General features: G+C 75.6%; 19 protein-coding genes and 2 tRNA genes. 10 read left to right on the plus strand and 11 right to left on the minus strand.

Translation table 11 applies throughout. The features are described 5' to 3' along the window. Positions 1–4: 4 nt before the first annotated feature. On the minus strand, positions 5–703 hold the full coding sequence (locus AUV08_RS03930) for a response regulator transcription factor (protein WP_041103562.1): 699 nt from the start codon (positions 701–703) through the stop codon (positions 5–7). Further along, positions 700–1,959, minus strand: a complete 1,260-nt coding sequence (locus AUV08_RS03935; RefSeq protein WP_061867124.1) for an ATP-binding protein — start codon at positions 1,957–1,959, stop codon at positions 700–702. Before AUV08_RS03935 ends, AUV08_RS03930 begins: the two co-directional genes overlap by 4 nt. Positions 1,960–2,055: 96 nt before the next feature. Here AUV08_RS03935 and AUV08_RS03940 point away from each other — a divergent pair, with 96 nt between their 5' ends. The 3 genes from AUV08_RS03940 to AUV08_RS03950 all read left to right on the plus strand — a co-directional run bounded on the left by AUV08_RS03940 (position 2,056) and on the right by AUV08_RS03950 (position 4,989). Next, complete coding sequence (locus AUV08_RS03940) at positions 2,056–3,120, plus strand: PspC domain-containing protein (RefSeq protein WP_061867125.1); 1,065 nt, start codon at positions 2,056–2,058, stop codon at positions 3,118–3,120. An 88-nt stretch (positions 3,121–3,208) separates the two neighbouring features. Beyond that, positions 3,209–4,240, plus strand: a complete 1,032-nt coding sequence (locus AUV08_RS03945; RefSeq protein ID WP_061867126.1) for a 6-phosphofructokinase — start codon at positions 3,209–3,211, stop codon at positions 4,238–4,240. Then, positions 4,237–4,989, plus strand: a complete 753-nt coding sequence (locus AUV08_RS03950; RefSeq protein ID WP_041103564.1) for a hypothetical protein — start codon at positions 4,237–4,239, stop codon at positions 4,987–4,989. Before AUV08_RS03945 ends, AUV08_RS03950 begins: the two co-directional genes overlap by 4 nt. A 13-nt stretch (positions 4,990–5,002) precedes the next feature. On the opposite strand, the gene AUV08_RS03955 is transcribed toward AUV08_RS03950, so the two are convergent. The 3 genes from AUV08_RS03955 to AUV08_RS03965 form a co-directional block, all read right to left on the minus strand. Beyond that, entirely contained in the window at positions 5,003–6,199 is a 1,197-nt protein-coding gene (locus AUV08_RS03955; protein WP_041103565.1) for a folate-binding protein YgfZ, read from the minus strand. Continuing rightward, positions 6,196–6,864 carry an FABP family protein gene (locus AUV08_RS03960; protein WP_036337900.1) on the minus strand — a complete coding sequence of 223 codons (669 nt, stop codon included), beginning with the start codon at positions 6,862–6,864 and terminating at the stop codon, positions 6,196–6,198. The genes AUV08_RS03955 and AUV08_RS03960 overlap by 4 nt, the downstream gene beginning before the upstream one ends. 187 nt (positions 6,865–7,051) lie before the next feature. Further along, a complete protein-coding gene (locus AUV08_RS03965) occupies positions 7,052–7,858 on the minus strand; it encodes a hypothetical protein (protein WP_223247462.1) in 807 nt (268 codons plus the stop codon). A 101-nt stretch (positions 7,859–7,959) separates the two neighbouring features. Here AUV08_RS03965 and mshD point away from each other — a divergent pair, with 101 nt between their 5' ends. From mshD to asd, 7 genes are all read left to right on the plus strand, one after another. Beyond that, positions 7,960–8,913, plus strand: a complete 954-nt coding sequence (gene mshD, locus AUV08_RS03970) for a mycothiol synthase (RefSeq protein WP_061873105.1) — start codon at positions 7,960–7,962, stop codon at positions 8,911–8,913. 137 nt (positions 8,914–9,050) lie between these two features. After that, positions 9,051–10,061, plus strand: a complete 1,011-nt coding sequence (locus tag AUV08_RS03975; RefSeq protein WP_061867129.1) for an NUDIX hydrolase — start codon at positions 9,051–9,053, stop codon at positions 10,059–10,061. A gap of 59 nt (positions 10,062–10,120) precedes the next feature. Next, complete coding sequence (locus tag AUV08_RS03980; protein ID WP_036337891.1) at positions 10,121–10,477, plus strand: GNAT family N-acetyltransferase; 357 nt, start codon at positions 10,121–10,123, stop codon at positions 10,475–10,477. Between the two features lie 82 nt (positions 10,478–10,559). Next, positions 10,560–11,390 carry a thymidylate synthase gene (locus tag AUV08_RS03985; RefSeq protein WP_061867130.1) on the plus strand — a complete coding sequence of 277 codons (831 nt, stop codon included), beginning with the start codon at positions 10,560–10,562 and terminating at the stop codon, positions 11,388–11,390. 22 nt (positions 11,391–11,412) lie between these two features. After that, positions 11,413–11,973, plus strand: coding sequence for a dihydrofolate reductase (locus AUV08_RS03990; RefSeq protein WP_061867131.1), 561 nt, complete (start codon positions 11,413–11,415; stop codon positions 11,971–11,973). A 1-nt stretch (position 11,974) separates the two neighbouring features. Next, complete coding sequence (locus tag AUV08_RS03995) at positions 11,975–12,205, plus strand: NF038396 family protein (protein WP_061867132.1); 231 nt, start codon at positions 11,975–11,977, stop codon at positions 12,203–12,205. Between the two features lie 10 nt (positions 12,206–12,215). Continuing rightward, positions 12,216–13,388, plus strand: coding sequence for an aspartate-semialdehyde dehydrogenase (asd, locus tag AUV08_RS04000; protein ID WP_061867133.1), 1,173 nt, complete (start codon positions 12,216–12,218; stop codon positions 13,386–13,388). Between the two features lie 197 nt (positions 13,389–13,585). Here asd and AUV08_RS04005 read toward each other — a convergent pair whose 3' ends face one another. The 6 genes from AUV08_RS04005 to AUV08_RS04030 form a co-directional block, all read right to left on the minus strand. Further along, positions 13,586–14,785: a UDP-N-acetylmuramate dehydrogenase gene (locus AUV08_RS04005; protein WP_061873106.1), complete on the minus strand. Its 1,200-nt coding sequence runs from the start codon at positions 14,783–14,785 to the stop codon at positions 13,586–13,588. Beyond that, on the minus strand, positions 14,782–15,273 hold the full coding sequence (locus AUV08_RS04010) for a MaoC/PaaZ C-terminal domain-containing protein (protein ID WP_061867135.1): 492 nt from the start codon (positions 15,271–15,273) through the stop codon (positions 14,782–14,784). The genes AUV08_RS04005 and AUV08_RS04010 overlap by 4 nt, the downstream gene beginning before the upstream one ends. Next, entirely contained in the window at positions 15,273–15,722 is a 450-nt protein-coding gene (locus tag AUV08_RS04015) for a MaoC family dehydratase N-terminal domain-containing protein (RefSeq protein WP_061867136.1), read from the minus strand. Before AUV08_RS04015 ends, AUV08_RS04010 begins: the two co-directional genes overlap by 1 nt. Positions 15,723–15,762: 40 nt before the next feature. Beyond that, positions 15,763–16,056, minus strand: coding sequence for a hypothetical protein (locus AUV08_RS04020; RefSeq protein ID WP_061867137.1), 294 nt, complete (start codon positions 16,054–16,056; stop codon positions 15,763–15,765). An 89-nt stretch (positions 16,057–16,145) separates the two neighbouring features. Next, positions 16,146–16,219 (minus strand) — tRNA-Met (locus AUV08_RS04025). A gap of 60 nt (positions 16,220–16,279) precedes the next feature. Continuing rightward, positions 16,280–16,351, minus strand: a tRNA-Thr gene (locus tag AUV08_RS04030). Positions 16,352–16,401 lie beyond the last annotated feature (50 nt).

The raw sequence follows: 16,401 nt of genomic DNA on the forward strand, positions 1-16,401 counted from the left end.
GGGCTCAGGCGTATCCGCGGCGCGCGGCCCAGCGGGTCAGCTCGTGGCGGTTGGAGAGCTGGAGCTTGCGCAGCACGGAGGACACGTGGGTCTCGACCGTGCGGTCCGAGATGAACAGCTCCGCCCCGGCCTCCCGGTAGGTGTAGCCGCGGGCAATCAGCCGCATGACCTCCCGCTCCCGTGCCGAGAGCCGGTCGAGGTCCTCGTCGGGGGCCGCAGCCCCGCTCGCCGCCGCGGCGGGGACGAGCGGGGGCGCGGGCGCCGTGCCGCGGAAGGCGTCGAGGACGAACCCGGCCAGCCGGGGCGAGAACACCGCGTCGCCGTCGGCCACGCGGACCGCCGCGTCCGCCACCTCCGCGCCGGAGGCCGTCTTGGTGATGTAGCCGCGGGCCCCCGCACGGATCACGGCGACGACGTCCTCGGCCGCATCCGAGACGGACAGGGCCAGGAACCGCTGCGCGGGTCGGCGCGCGAGGACGCGCTCGGCCACCTCCGCTCCCCCGCCGCCGGCCCCGCCGGGCAGGTGCACGTCCAGCAGCACCACATCCGGCGCCAGGTCCAGCACGGTGCGGACGGCCTCGTCCACGTCCCCGGCCTCGCCGACGATGGCCAGTCGGTCCGGGTCCAGGTCGGCGCGCAGGCCGGAGCGGAAGATCGCGTGGTCGTCCACGATGACGGCCGTGCGCGGGGCGGGGTCGGTCATGGGTGCTCCTGTCCGGTGAGCGCTCGCGCTCCCTCGGGCTCGGTCAGCGTCAGGTGGACCTCGGTGCCGCCCGGGCCGGACCGGATGCGGGCGGCCCCGCCGGCACGCTCCATGCGGCCGAGGATCGACTCCCGCACGCCGAGCCGGTCGGCCGGGACCGTGGGCAGGTCGAAGCCGGGGCCGCGGTCCCGGACGAACACCTCCGCGACGGTGCGGCCGCGGTCGTCCTCACCGGCCTCCGCGAAGACCTGCGCGTCGCCGGCGTGCCGGGCCGCGTTCTGCATGGCCTCGCGCGCCGCGGCCGCGAGCGGCTCGAGCCACGCCCCCGCGGCCCGCCCCACGGCCACGACCTCCACCCGGGACCCGTGTGCGTCCTCGACGGCGGCGGCGTGCTCTTCGAGCGCCTCCGCCAGGGAGCGCGGGCCGCCACGGGAGTCCAGGGCGAGGAACTGACGCAGCTCACGCTCCTGGGCGCGGGCCACCCGGGCCACCGCGTCTGCGTCCTGGGCGCGCCGCTGGATGAGGGCGAGGGACTGCAGCACCGAGTCGTGCAGGTGCGCCGCGATCTCGGCGCGCTGGACCTGCACCGCGAACGCGGTCCGCTCCGCGTCGCGTCGGCGCAGCCAGGCCAGGACGTAGGGCATGGCCACCAGCGCCGCGCCGGCGAGCATCGCGACGGCGGCCAGCAGGGCCCGCCACAGCTCGCCCGAGCTCACGGCGCCCAGGACGATGGCCAGCACCGCCAGCAGCACGAGGGCCGTGCCGAGCACGAGGCGGACCAGTCGTCCGCTCCGCCCGGCCCGGGGCCCGCCCGCCAGGTCGAGCTGCATCCAGGCCAGGCCGAGGCCGATCACGAGGACGGCCACCGGGCCCACGAGCGCCCAGTCGACGGCGAGGCCGAGGCCGTCCGCGACGGTCAGCACGCCCACGCCGAGCACCACGGCGGCCAGCAGGACCGGCCAGCCGCCCTCGCGCACCCGCTCGAGCACCTCGGGGGCGCGACCACGCAGGGTGGGGGCGTCGGCGGCGGGAGCGCCGTCCGGGCCCTCCTCCGGCATGAGCAGCCAGAGCCACACGTACAGGGCCAGGCCCGCGCCGCCCATCAGGCTCAGCAGCGCCAGGGCCGCGCGGACACGGCCGACGGGCACCCCGAGATGCCGGGCGAGCCCCGCGGCGACGCCGGACACCGGACGGTCGGCCCCGTGCCGCATCAACGGCGGACGTGGGGCCTGCGCGGGCGCGGACGGGGTGGGCATGCCCCCATCCTGCCGCGTCGGACGGGGTGACACATCCGGGGAGGATTCCGGGAGTTCCCGGATGGGCGGGGGCCGCGGGCGGACGAGGATGGAGACATGACGAGCACACACGACCCGTTCACCGGCCCCGGCCCCCACGTCGCCCCCGACGGAGCCACTGCGGGCGAGACCGGCCCCGACGGACTGGACGCCCTGCCGGGCTGGTTGCGCCGCGCCGTCCTGGGCTGGGGCGTGCGCCGCTCGCCGGCCTCGTGGGTCGGCGGGGTGCTCGGCGGCGTGGCCGAGCGCTACCGCATCGACCCGCTGCTCGCCCGCGGCGTGTTCGTCGCCGTGTGCATGGTCTCCGCGGGCCTGGGCCTGCTGGCCTACGCGGCCGCCTGGGCCGTCCTCCCCGACGCCGACGGACGCGTGCAGTTCGGCCGCCTGCGCCGCGGGGAGTGGCAGGACGCCACCGTGGCCATCGGCGTGATCGGGGCGATCGGCGCCCTCAACCTGCTGCTCGGCGCCGGGTTCACCCTCATCGCCCCAGCCGTGGGCGGCCCCGGCTCCCTCGTGGGCCTGGGCGCGCTGGCCGTGCTCGTCTGGTGGCTCGTGACCCGTTGGGACGGCCGGGCGCAGGCCCGCGTGGCCCCGGGCCGGGCCCCCGACGCCGACCAGCCCACCCACGCCGTGCCGCGCCCGGCCTGGTACGTCGGCGGAGGCCCGGGCGAGCGGGCAGCCGAGGTCGCCGACCCGCACGGCTTCCGCCCCGAATGGATCGACCCCGCGACCGGCGCGTGGCGCGAGCCCGTCCACTCTCGCGAGCGGCGGGCCGCGGCGCGTCTGGCCGACGAGGCCCCGCGGGCGGCCACCACCCCGACCGGCTCGGGGTCCGCAGCCACGGCCGCGAAGCCGCGCCTCGGGCCGATCGCGCAGGCCGCCACCTACGTCGGGGCCGTCCTCGCCGCGCTCGCCGCCCTCGGGATCAGCCTGCTGCTCGGCGTCGGTCCGACCCCCACGCTGCTGGCCGTGCCGATGCTCGTGGCCGCGCTCGCGGTGATCGCCCCCGTCATGCTGGGCACTCTGCTCAGCGGCCGTCGTCCCGGCACCCTCGGCCCGGCGAGCGGCATCCTCGTGGGTGCGACGGCCCTCCAGGTCGCCGTCCTCGTGGCCCTCGGCTGACCCGCCGCCCGTCGCCCGTCCCCTGACGCGACGCGGCGGGCACGCCTAGGGTAGTGCCGACCCCCACGAGAACGCCCGAGAGGACCCCATGCGCGTCGGAATGCTCACCTCCGGAGGCGACTGCCCCGGCCTGAACGCCGTCATCCGCTCCGCCGTCCTGCACGGCATCAAGTCGTACGACATGGAGATGGTGGGCATCCGCAACGGATGGTCCGGCCTGATCGAGAAGGACGTCGAGGACCTGCCCCGCTCCCGCGTGCGCGGCCTGGCCCGCACCGGCGGCACCATCCTCGGCACCTCGCGCACGCACCCCTACGACGCGGAGGGCGGCGGCCCGGAGAACATGCTCCGCAACCTGCGCGAGCTGGACATCGACGCCGTCATCGCCATCGGCGGCGAGGGCACCCTGGCCGGCGCGAACCGCCTGGCCGCGGACGGGCTGCCGATCGTGGGCGTGCCCAAGACGATCGACAACGACCTGCAGGGCACCGACTACACGTTCGGCTTCGACACGGCCGTGCAGATCGCCACGGACGCCATGGACCGGCTGCGCACCACGGGCGAGTCCCACCACCGCTGCATGGTCGCCGAGGTCATGGGCCGCCACGTCGGCTGGATCGCCCTGCACTCGGGCATGGCCGCCGGCGCCCACGCGATCCTCATCCCCGAGGTCCGCACCCCGATGTCCCAGGTCGCCGAGTGGGTGCAGCAGGTCCACGACCGCGGTCGCTCCCCGCTGGTCGTGGTGGCGGAGGGCTTCGTCCCCGAGGGCCACGACGACCCGCTGGCCGAGGCCGGCGTCGAGGCGTCCGGCCGGCCGCGTCTGGGCGGCATCGGCGAGTGGGTGACCCGCGAGATCGAGGAGATGACGGGCATCGAGACGCGCAGCACCATCCTGGGCCACATCCAGCGCGGCGGCGCCCCCACCGCCACGGACCGCGTGCTCTCCACGCGCTTCGGCATGGGCGCCGTCGACCTCGTCGCGCAGCGCCGCTGGGGACAGATGGTGGCGGCCAACGGCACGGAGATCATCTCCATCCCCATGAGCGCCGCCCTCAAGGGCCTCAAGAAGGTGCCGGTCTCGCGCTACGACGAGGCGAAGATCCTGTTCGGCCGGTGAGACCCGACCACCCCGCCGTCGGCGTGCTGGCCCTCGGGCTGGCGCGTCGGCTCGGCCTGCCCGACACCGCGCTGCTGCCCGGCGACGCCCCGGCGGCGGGCGCCGAGCCGCGCCGCATCGAGGTGGTCCGGCCGGATGGGGCCGAGGCGGAGGTGCTGGCCCTGCCCTGGGCCACCGTCGTGGCGGGGCCGGCGTGGTTCACGCGTGCCTGCCGCGGCGTGCCCGCCGAGGCGCTGGGCGTGGAGTCGGCCCTGCTGCGGACGGCGGTGCGGGCCGCCGCCGGGGAGGCGGTGCGCTCGCGTGGCGAGTTCACGCTCTACGCGACCGAGGAACCGCCGCCGGTCGACCCCTCGCGCACCGTCGCCGTGTCCGACGACCCCGCCCACGTCCACGCCGTGGTCGCGCAGGCCCCCGCAGACGACATGGCCGAGGCGGGTGTCCCCTCCTGGGAGTCCTCGGTCGCGCTCGTTCCCGACGACGGCGCGGGACGGGCGATCGAAGCCGCGGTGGCGGCGGCGGGGCATCGCGTGACGGGCGGCGTGCTGGCCTCGCTGGGCACCCTCACCCCACCGCGGCTGCGCGGTCGTGGGCTCGGCCGCTACGCGGTGGCCGTGGCGATGGACCGGGCGGCGCTGGAGGGGCTGCTGCCGTTCGCCGAGGTGCTGGCGGGCCACACAGCCGCGCACCACGTGGCGATCGCCGTCGGGCTGGAGGCGGCGGGCACGCGGACCGTCCTCGCGCTGGACTGAGCCGGCGAGTCGGTCAGCGCAGGCGGCCCACGCCGCGCGGTCGGCCGACGACCTGCCCGGCGTCCGGGGACACGAGCGGCTCCTGGCTCGCGGCGATCCAGCCGCCCTCGGCGGCACCGTCCTCGCCGGGAGCGTCCTCGCGGACCAGCAGCTCGGCGTCCACGGGCACCGTGCGCTTGAGCAGCGCCAGGGCGACGGCGCCCGCCTCATGGTGCTGGGCCGCGGCGGTGACCGTCCCCACCGGACGGGCGGCGGCGCGGGCCTCGGGCGTGTCCTCGGCCGGCCGGAGGATCACGGGGGCACCGTGCTCGGGGAGCGCGTGGACGGAGCCGTCCAGGAGCAGGCGGGTGAGGCGGCGGGGCGGGCGGCCCAGGTTGTGCACGCGCGCCACGGTCTCCTGACCGCGGTAGCAGCCCTTCTCGAGGTGCACGGCGGTGCGCAGCAGGTCCAGCTCGTGCGGGATCGCGCGGTCGTCCACGTCGAGGGCCCGGCGGGGGCGGCCGGCCTCGATGCGCAGCGCCTCGGCCGCCGTCGTGCCCGCCAGGGACCAGCCCGCGAGCACGCCCGTGCCGAGCGCGCGGACGGTGGCCTCGAGGTCGGCCCGGGTGATGAGGTACTCGCGCCAGGACCAGTCCGCACCCGGGTGGGTCGCCGGATCCGGATCGGCCGTGTAGGCCCAGCCGCCCGCCCCGACGCGCGGCCACGGGTCCAGCCACACGGTGCGGTCCTCCCAGCCGGGCACGGGCGCGGTGGCGCCCACGACGGCGACCGCCCCGGTGTGGTCCCGCAGCGTGACGTCGTGGGAGAAGCGCATCGAGGTGAGCCACGCGGCCAGGCCCGGGCCGTCCTCGCGGTCCGTGACGAGCCAGGCCGCGGTACCGTCCTCGAGCAGGTGGGCGGCGTGCTCGATCCGCCCCTGCACGTCGAGGAAGAGGATCTCGGTGCTCGTGCCGGGGGGCAGCGTCTCGACGTGCTGCGTGCCGAGCGTGTGCAGCCAGCTCAGCCGGTCCGGGCCGGACACGGAGAGCACGGCCCGGTGGGAGAGGTCGACCAGGGCGCGGCCCCGGGCGAGGGCGCGCTGCTCTGGCAGGGGGCGACCGTAGTGCGCGGCGACGCCGGCGTCCGGGCCGCGGCCCTCGACGGCGCCGCCGGCCGGCCCCTGCGGCTCGGCCACGGCCAGGTCCAGCAGCGGGCTGCGGGAGGTCGTCACGACTGCTCCCCGCGAGCCCCGCGAGGACGCTCGGCCCCCGGAGCGAGCCGACCCTCGGCCGCGCTCGGCATGCGGTCCAGGATGGCGGAGGCGTGCGCCTCGAGCTCGGCGCCCGCGGCGTCCGCGACGTCCCAGCGCCAGAACAGCTGCCCGTTCACGAGACCGGCCATGCGGGTGGCCCGGTGGTACGGGCCGGCGGCGGAGCCACGCAGGACCGCGTCCGTGGCCAGCTGCAGCTGCGGGCCCTTGATGCGGCCGTAGTACAGCTCGGACAGCGAGCCCGGATGCGTGATGGTGGCGGTCAGGCCGAAGCCCTCGTCACCGGCGCGCAGCCGCTCGACGTCCTCGGCGGAGCGGAACGCGGGGACGATGTCCGCCGGGCGCATGCCGGGGCCGACGTCGCCGTCGCGCCGCGCCCGGTCCACCTGCCAGAAGCCGGACTCCACGGTCAGCGGACGCAGCAGCGTGCCGTCCGCCTCGCACAGCCACGACTCGGCGCGGTACTCCACGAACGGCAGACCGTGCTCGGTGAAGTCCACCCGCTGATAGAAGATCTCGGTCCCGGCGGAGCCGTCGCCGAGGCGGCCCTGGCCCTCCCAGCTGCCGATGAGCCAGGACAGGGGCGCGAGCTCGGGGGTGAGGTCGTACGGGAGTTCAGTCGCCATGGCAGATCACGGCGCGGCCCGACAGCGGGCCGCGCGTCCTCAGCGCTGGCCCTTGAAGAGGCCGCTGATGACGACCGCGGCGACGGCGGCCATGCCCAGGCCGGCCAGGACCACGAGGGCCAGGAAGAAGATCTCGAGCGCAAGAAGGGTATCCATGCGGGACATCCTACCGAGCGGGCCCGACCTGTCAGGCCAGGAAGCCCACCATGACGTGCGCCACGACGCCGGCCGCGCCCACGGGCGCCAACGCGAGGGCGTAGCCCGCCCGGCGCGGGCGCAGGGTGGTGCCCACCGGCCGGTCCTCGGGTCGCGGCCGCGACGACGGCGCCGTGGCGGCGGTCAGGGACACCAGCACGGCCACCGCGAGCGCCGCGGCCGTGACGGCCGGCCGGTCCCGGGCGCCCACGCCGGCCAGCGCCGAGACGGGCCAGGCGAGCACCGTGCCGAGGGGGATGACGACGAGCGCCAGGACTCCCGGCCGGCCCTGCATCCACGGGGTGAGGCCGACGAGGGAGACCGCGGCCACCGTGACCGCCAGCGTGATGACCAGCCCGGCGACCGCGGGGGTGTCGGTCCAGCGTGAGACGGCCACCCAGCACGCCGTCACGACGGCCATGAACGCCCCGCCCATCGTGGCGACGGTGGACTCGAGGCGCAGCGGCCGGCCGGTCCCGCGCACCAGCTGGACGACGAACGAGGCCATGGTGCTCCAGGCGACGACGACGGCGAGCGGCTCGAAGAGCGTCCAGGCCCCGCTGTGGCCGTCCTCGAGCGGCGGCCACAGCAGCATGAGCAGCACCGCGGCGCCCCCGGCGACGGCCAGGGTGACGCTGAGCGAGAGGCGCGCGGGCGCCCCCATCTGCCGCGGCCAGCCCCAGGCGATGACCAGGATCACGACGGCGGCGGCGAGGGCGGCGGGGACCGGGCCCAGCAACGCGGCACCGCCCAGGACGAGGGCGGCGACGGCCGCACTCAGGGCCATGGACAAGCGCATCACCTGCCCCATCCTGCCAGGTGCGCACCGGCTCGGCCCTGGGCGGGCGACGGCGGGGCGCACCTCGCGGGCCACCGTCCTCCTTCCGTAGGGTGGCCGGCATGGCCGAACACCCCACCCCCACGACCTCCGACGCCGACGGCATGCCGCGCGTCGTCACCCCGCGCCCGGAGGAGGCGAGCGCCGTCCTGGACCTGGCCGACCGCGCCGGGGCGGCGGACGGCCATCCCCCGCTGTCGGACCAGACGCGCGTGCTGCTCGCCCGCGGCGGGCAGCTCTGGTGGGGGGCCACCCGGGGCCCGGACGGGGCGATCGACGGGGCGGCCGTGCTCGTGCCCGAGGGCACGGCGGCCGTGCTCGAGCTCGTCGTCGACCCGGCGGCACGCCGCATCGGCCGGGGGACGGCCCTGGCCGACGCCGCGGCCGCCGCGGTCCGAGACCTGGCGCGGGAGGACACCACGAGCGTCTGGGCCCACGGCATGCTCCCGGGGGCGGTCCGGCTCGCCCGGCGGCACGGCCTCGAGCCCGTCCGCGAGCTGCGCCGGATGCGCCTGTCGCACGCGGCGCTCGCCGCCCTGCCGGAGGTGCGGCTCGCCGACGGGGTCACCCTGCGCGGCTTCGTCCCCGGCCAGGACGAGCAGGCCTGGCTGGACGTGAACGCCGCCGCCTTCGCGGACCACCCCGAACAGGGCAGCCTGACCCGCGCCGACCTCGACGACCGCATGGCGGAGGACTGGTTCGACGCCGACGGCCTCCTGCTCGCCGCCCGCGAGGCGGACGGGCGGCTGCTCGGCTTCCACTGGACGAAGGTGGAGCCGGATGCCGGAGCCGACGGCCCGCGCGTCGGGGAGGTGTACGCCGTGGGCGTCTCCCCCGACGCCCAGGGCCTCGGCCTCGGTCGGGCCCTCACCCTGGCGGGGCTGCACCGGATGGCGGAGCAGGGGGTCGACGTCGTGGACCTGTACGTGGACGCGGACAACACGGCCGCCGTCACGCTCTACGCGTCCCTCGGCTTCGAGCTGTTCGCCGCCGACGCCCAGTACCGCCGCCCCTGAGACCCTCGGGCGGGGACCGGCCGGGCACATCCCGGCGGCCTCGTATCCTGGTGGGGCCGGCCCCCGCGGGGTCGGCCACGCCCCGTGCCCTGCCCCAGCAGTCGTCGCGGCCGCCGCACCCGAGAGGAACCCGCCCCATGCCCTCGTCCCACGCCGACCGCGTCGCCCGCTGGTCCACGGAGGACCGTGTCTCGGAAGGCCCCCGCGCCGAGGTGCTGGCCGCCGGCATGCTGCCGTGGCGCCGCGTGCCCGGCGGCCTCGAGGTGATGGTGATCCACCGGCCGCGCTACGACGACTGGTCGTGGCCCAAGGGCAAGCTCGATCCGGGTGAGACGCTGCCGGAGTGCGCGGTGCGCGAGCTGCGCGAGGAGGTCGGCCTGGAGCTGCGGCCGGGCATCCCGCTGTGCGTGACCGCGTACGAGGTGCCCGGCAAGCGGGGCGCACGTCTGAGCAAGGAGGTCTGGTACTGGGCCGCCGAGGTCGACGGCCAGCGCGCCCTGCCCGACGGCGACGAGGTGGACGAGGTCCGCTGGGTCGGGCCGGACGAGGCCCGGCGGCTGCTGACGAACGACTCGGATCGCGAACCGCTCGAGCTGCTGCTGCGTGCCGCCTCCCGGGGGCGCCTGCGGACCGTGCCGCTGCTGGTGCTGCGCCACGCCAAGGCCAAGCCCCGCTCCTCGTGGTCCCGCGCCGAGCAGGAGCGCCCGCTGGCGGCGACGGGCCGGCGGCAGGCGCTCGCTGTCGAGGGCCTCGTGTCGGCCTGGCGGCCGGAGCGGCTGGTCTCCTCCCCGTGGCGCCGCTGCGTGGAGACGCTGGCCCCGCTCGTGAAGTCCAGCCGGCTGCCGCTGAAGACCAAGGGCGCGTTCACGGAGACCACGGCCCGGGAGAAGCCCAAGAAGACCCGCAAGGTGATGGCCGAGCTCATGGGCCGCTCCCGGCCGCTGGTCGTGTGCACGCACCGGCCGGTGCTGCCGACGCTGTTCGAGGTGGTCGAGGACGCGGCCGCCGGCCAGGCGGACCGCGTGCTGCGGGCCCTGCCGACCGAGGACCCGTGGCTGCGGCCCGGCGCTGTGCTCGTGGCGCACCGCGCGCTCGACCTCGACGGCGACGTGGTGGCCGTCGAGGTCTACGACCCCTGGGACGACTGAGCCGCCCGCGCGACCGGGCCACCGTTGAGCGGGCCCGCCCCCGGCCCTAGGCTCGGGTCATGGAGAACACCGCCGCCCAGAGCCAGCCCGAGAAGATCGTCCACGAGCGCCTCACGGTGACCCGGGACCCGGACCGTCAGCGCTTCGAGCTGCGCCAGGACGGGACTTTCATCGGGTTCCTCGGCTACGACCAGGAGACCGTGCGCGGCGCGGACGGCGAGGACACCGTGGTCCTGCGCCTGCAGCACACCATCATCGACGAGCAGTTCGGCCGCCGCGGCTTCGCCCGCGCCCTCGTGACCATGGTCCTGGACCGGCTGCGCGCGGAGGGTGACCGGATCGTGCCCGAGTGCTCCTACGTGGAGGACTACCTGCGCCGCTACCCCGAGTACCAGGACATGGTCTTCCACGGCTGACCGGGGGCGGGGCCCTGCCCTGCCGGTACCCGCCTCCGCCGGGCCGTCGACGACGCTCAGCGCGTCCGCTCGGATCGCTAGAGTGGGCCAGGTGAGCATCCCCACCCCCTACGAGGACCTCCTCGCCGACGTGATGGCCCACGGGGTCGTCAAGACGGACCGGACCGGCACGGGCACGCGCAGCGTGTTCGGTCGCCAGCTGCGCTTCGACCTGGCCGAGTCCTTCCCGCTGATCACCACCAAGCGCGTGCACTTCAAGTCGGTCGCGCTCGAGCTGCTGTGGTTCCTGCGCGGGGACTCGAACGTGCGGTGGCTCCAGGAGCGCGGCGTGCGGATCTGGAACGAGTGGGCGGACGAGGACGGCGAGCTCGGCCCCGTCTACGGCGTGCAGTGGCGCTCGTGGCCCACCCCGGACGGGGGCCACATCGACCAGATCGCCAAGGTCGTGGAGCAGATCCGGACGAACCCCGACTCGCGCCGGCACATCGTCACCGCGTGGAACCCCGCCGAGGTGGACGAGATGGCGCTGCCGCCGTGCCACGCGCTGTTCCAGTTCTACGTCTCCCCCGGTCAGGACGGCGCCCCCGGGCGGCTCTCGTGCCAGCTCTACCAGCGCTCGGCGGACCTGTTCCTCGGCGTGCCGTTCAACATCGCCTCGTACGCGCTGCTCACGGTGATGGTCGCGCAGCAGACCGGGTTGACGCCCGGCGAGTTCGTGTGGACCGGTGGGGACGCGCACATCTACGCGAACCACGAGGAGCAGGTGCGCGAGCAGCTCTCCCGCGAGCCGTACCCGTACCCGCGGCTGCGGCTGCGGCGCACCCCCGCGTCGATCTTCGACTACGACTACGACGACTTCGAGGTCCTCGACTACCGTCACCACCCCACCATCACGGCGCCGATCGCCGTCTGAGCCGAGGATGCGCAGCGACCCCATGAGCCGGGCCACCCGTCCCACCGAGCCCGTGATCGCCATGATCTGGGCCCAGACCCCCGAGCGCGTCATCGGCCGCGACGGCACCATGCCGTGGCACGTGCCCGAGGACCTCGCCCACTTCCGGGCCCACACGCACGGCCACCCCGTGATCATGGGCCGGCGCACGTGGGAGTCGTTCCCGGCGCGGTTCCGCCCGCTGCCCGGGCGCACGAACATCGTGGTCTCCCGCACCCTGACGGCCACCGAGGAGGCCGGCGCGGAGCTGCGGGCCGCGGGTGCCGTCGTCGTGCCGGACTTCGGGGCGGCCCTGTCCGCCGCGGCCGAGGCCGACGGCTGTGACACCGTGTGGGTGATCGGCGGGGCGACGCTCTACGAGCAGGCCCTCGACGTGGCCTCGCGCGCCGAGGTGACCGTGATCGACGCGGACGTCGACGGCGACACGCACGCCCCGCTGCTCGACGCCCGCTGGCGGCGCACCGCCGTCGAGCCCGCCCCCGACGCGTGGCTGGACTCCGCCTCCGGCCCGCGCCACCGCTTCGAACGATGGGAACGCGACTGACATGGCCCCGACCGACTCCGACCAGCGTCTGCTCTCCCCGCAGGCGGTCTCGTTCCTCGCGCTCGTCGCCCTGCCCGTGCTGGCGTTCGTGTGCGCCGTGTTCGGGCTGATCCTCGTGCTGCAGGGCAAGACCATCGCCGGGCTGGTGTTCCTGCTCGTGCTGACCCAGGTGTTCGCCGTGGGCGGTCTCATCGCGTGGAACAAGCGGAAGCGCGCGCAGCAGGGCCGCTAGCCTGGAGGGCATGACTTCCGCTGCCCCCGCATCTGTGAACGCCCCCGACGCGGCCGCCGTGCCCACCGTGGGCCTGGTCGGCTGGCGCGGCATGGTGGGGTCCGTCCTCCTGCAGCGCATGGCCGAGGAGGGCGACTTCGCCCGTATCCATCCCGTCTTCTTCTCCACGTCCAACGCCGGCGGTCCCGCGCCCGTGCTCGAGGGCATGGCCGGTGACCCGGGCGTGCTCCAGGACGCGTACGACGTGGACGCGCTCAAGGCCCTGCCCGTGATCCTCACCGCGCAGGGCGGGGACTACACGCAGGCCGTGTACCCGAAGCTGCGCGCCGCCGGCTGGGACGGCATCTGGATCGACGCCGCCTCCACCCTGCGCATGGCGGACACCTCCGTGATCGCACTGGACCCCGTGAACCGCGGCGTGATCGACGCCGCCCTGGCGAACGGGACGAAGGACTTCATCGGCGGCAACTGCACCGTCTCCTGCATGCTCATGGGCCTGGGGGGCCTGTTCAAGGCGGGCCTGGTCGAGTGGGGCACCGCCATGACCTACCAGGCGGCCTCCGGCGGCGGCGCCCGGCACATGCGCGAGCTGCTCACCCAGTACGCCGAGCTGGGCGGCGCGGTGCGGGCCGAGCTGGCCGATCCGGCGTCGGCGATCCTCGAGATCGACCGCAAGGTGATCGAGCTGCAGCGCGGCGGCCTGGACTCGACGCAGTTCGGCGTGCCGCTGGGTGGCTCGCTGATCCCCTGGATCGACTCCGACCTGGGCGACGGCGTCTCCCGCGAGGAGCGCAAGGCCTACGACGAGACCAACAAGGTGCTCGGACTGACCGGGGCGGACCGGATCCCGTTCGACTCGCTGTGCGTGCGGATCGGCGCGATGCGCTCCCACTCGCAGGCCCTCACCCTCAAGCTCACCCGGGACGTGCCGCTGGACGAGGTCGAGCAGATCATCGCCGCGGACAACGAGTGGGTGCAGGTGGTGCCGAACACCAAGGAGGCCACGGTCACCGACCTGACCCCGATCGCCGCGACCGGCACCCTGCAGATCCCCGTCGGCCGGCTGCGCAAGCTCAACATGGGTCCCGAGTACCTCTCGGCGTTCACCGTCGGCGACCAGCTGCTGTGGGGTGCGGCCGAGCCCGTGCGTCGCATGCTGATGATCGCCACCGGCAACCTCTGAGCCGCGACGCCGGCGCCGCGGCGCGCGCGGGGACCCGGCCCCGCACCGGACCCCGGACCCCGGCCCCCGTTTTCGTTCGGGAAACGGCGGGTGTTCGCGCGTTGTCGTTCGGGAAACGGCGCCCGCCCCGCCAAGGGGCGCCGTTTCCCGAACGAAAGCACTCCTGAGGGCGCCGTTTCCCGAACGAAAGTGAGGGGTCAGAGGCTGGTGCCGATGATCATCGGCTCGGGGTGCAGCTCGACGCCGAAGCGTTCGCGCACGCCGTCGCGCACGGTGCGCGCGATCGTCAGGACGTCCTCGGTGGTCGCGTCGCCGCGGTTGGTCATGGCGAGGGTGTGCTTCGTGGACACCGACGCGCGGCCCCCGGCCAGGCCGGTGCCGTCGGCTCCGCGGCCGTCCGGACCGCCCTCGCGGGGGGCGACCTCGGGCAGCCCGAAGCCCTTCGCGAAGCCCGCGCGATCGATCAGCCAGGCCGCCGAGAGCTTCACGAGCGGCGTCCCGTCCTCGGCCTCCCCGGCGGCGAACGCCGGGGCGCCCTCGGGCAGGGAGGCCCGCACGGACGCAGGCACGATCGGGTTCGTGAAGTAGCTGCCCGTGGACCACGTGTCCGGGTCCGGCGGGTCGGACACCATCCCCTTGGCGGCGCGCAGGGCCAGCACCTCGCGGCGGACCACCGCGAGCGGGGCATGGGCGCCCTCCTCGACGTCGAGCGCAGCCGCCAGCTGCCCGTAGCGGACCGGGGCCGTCGGCTCGGCGTCGGAGGAGGCGCGGCGCAGCCGCAGGTCGATCGAGAGCACGATCCACCGAGGACTCGGCGCGCCGGTCTCCAGCATGGAGCGCTTGATCACGGAGTCGCGGTAGCCGAAGCGCAGGTCCGCGGGCGTCAGCTCGACGACGTCGCCCGCCTCCCGATCCCACGCGCGCAGGGCGACGAGCACCTGCGAGACGTCCGCGCCGTAGGCGCCGACGTTCTGCACGGGCGTCGCGCCGGCCGAGCCCGGGATGCCCGAGAGCGCCTCGATCCCGCCGAGCCCGTGCGCCACGGTCCATGCGACGGCGTCGTCCCACGGGTGGCCCGCCGCGATCCGCACGACGACGGCTTCCCCCTCGTGGCCCGCGGGCCGGGCCCCGTCGCCGGCGGGCGGCGTCTCGCCCTCGCCGGGCACCGGCCCGTCCAGCACGCGGATGCCCTCGAAGGCCAGCCGCACGACGGTGCCGGGGAAGCCGGCGTCCGCCATGAGGGTGTTGGAGCCGCCGCCGAGGACGAACAGGGGCTCGCCCGCCGCGTCGGCGGCGCGCACGGCCTCGATCGCCTCGGCCTCGGTGCGCGCGGTGACCCACGCGCGCGCGGGCCCGCCGACGCGGGTGGTGGTGTGATCCGCCAGCCGCTCGCTCACGCGGTCTCTCCCGCAGGGTCGGCCAGGCGCACCACGGCCTGCGCCTTGGTCAGCACGCGCGGCTTCGCCGCGTCCGGGTTGGTGACGTTCAGGTCGATCCGCACCGTCCCGGCGGCCTCGTCCACGGCGCCGACCGTGCCGACGACCTCGAGCGTGGCGCCGGGGACGGGCGCGCCGTCGTCGTCCGTGCGCCCCGTGGTGTCCGCGACGGGCACCATGCCGGTGAAGCGGGTCTGGTAGTCGACGACGGCGCCCGGGTCGCCCACCCAGTCCGAGACGAGCTGCACGGCCGCGCCCATGGTGAGCATCCCGTGGGCGATCACGCCGGGCAGGCCGACGTGCTCGGCGAACGTCGGGGACCAGTGGATCGGGTTGCGGTCGCCGGAGGCACCCGCGTAGGCGACGAGGTCGGCGCGGGTGAACGTGACGGTGCGCGTGCCGACCACCTCGCCCCGGGCGAGGTCGGACAGGCGGGGGGCGGTGCTCATCAGGACTCCTCTCCCCGGACCAGCAGGGGGGACGTGACGGTGGAGACGGCCGCGCCGTCCAGATCCGCGATCTCGGTGACGGTGGTGACCATGCGGTTGCCGCCGAGGGACTTCACGGCCTCGACCCGCACGGTCGCCACGACCTCGTCCCCGGCCACCAGTGGGCGGTGGTGGACGAAACGCTCGTCCGCGTGGACCACGCGCGAGAAGTCGATCCCCAGCTCGGGATCGGCGACGACGGCGGCCTCGGCTCGCTGGGCGATGACGACGGCGAAGGTCGGCGGGGCGACCAGGTCGGCGTGTCCCAGGGCCCGGGCGGCCGCGACGTCGTGGTGCACGGGATGGTGGGCCTGCACGGCCTCGGCGAAGCCGCGGACCGCCTCACGACCGACCTGGAAGGGGGGCGCGGGCGGATAGCTCCGCCCGGCGACGTCGGGGTTCACGCTCAACTCGGGCCTCCTGCGGGACGGTTCTCGACTGCCGTCCAGCCTAACGGCCGGGGCGCCGCTCCCCCTGCCGGCGGGCGGCCTGGCGGAAGCGCACGAGCTGGGCGGACAGGTGCGCGGCGACGCCCGCGCCGAGCACGCCCAGGGCGGTCCCGGAGACGGCGAGGCGTCCGGTGGTCCCGCCGACGACCGCCAGCACGATGCCCACGAGGAACAGCGCGGAGCCGGTCAGCACGAGGGTCCGGTACAGCCGGGAGCCGTGCTCCCACGGGGAGACGAAGCCGCGGGGCGCGGTGGTGCCGCGGGCGGGCTGGGGGGCGGGGCGACGCGTGGACATGCCCGCCAGGCTACCGGGGCGACGGACGGGCCCCGGAACGCGAAAGGACCCGGCCCCTCCGAGGAGGTGACCGGGTCCGTCCGATTCCGTAGCGGCGGGGGGACTCGATCCCCCGACCTCACGATTATGAGTCGTGCGCTCTAACCAGCTGAGCTACGCCGCCACGACACGAGAACGCCCGCACTCACGGTTTTCACGCCGCGAGGGCGGGCTCTCATGTCAGAGCCCCGACCGGGAATCGATCCCGGGACCTCCATCTTACCAAGATGGCGCTCTACCACTGAGCTATCGGGGCAACGAGGTGAGACTCTACCAGGGCCCCGGGGCCGATGCAAAATCGGCCCC

The organism is Micrococcus sp. CH7 (genome assembly GCF_001595485.1).
GTDB lineage: Bacteria > Actinomycetota > Actinomycetes > Actinomycetales > Micrococcaceae > Micrococcus > Micrococcus luteus.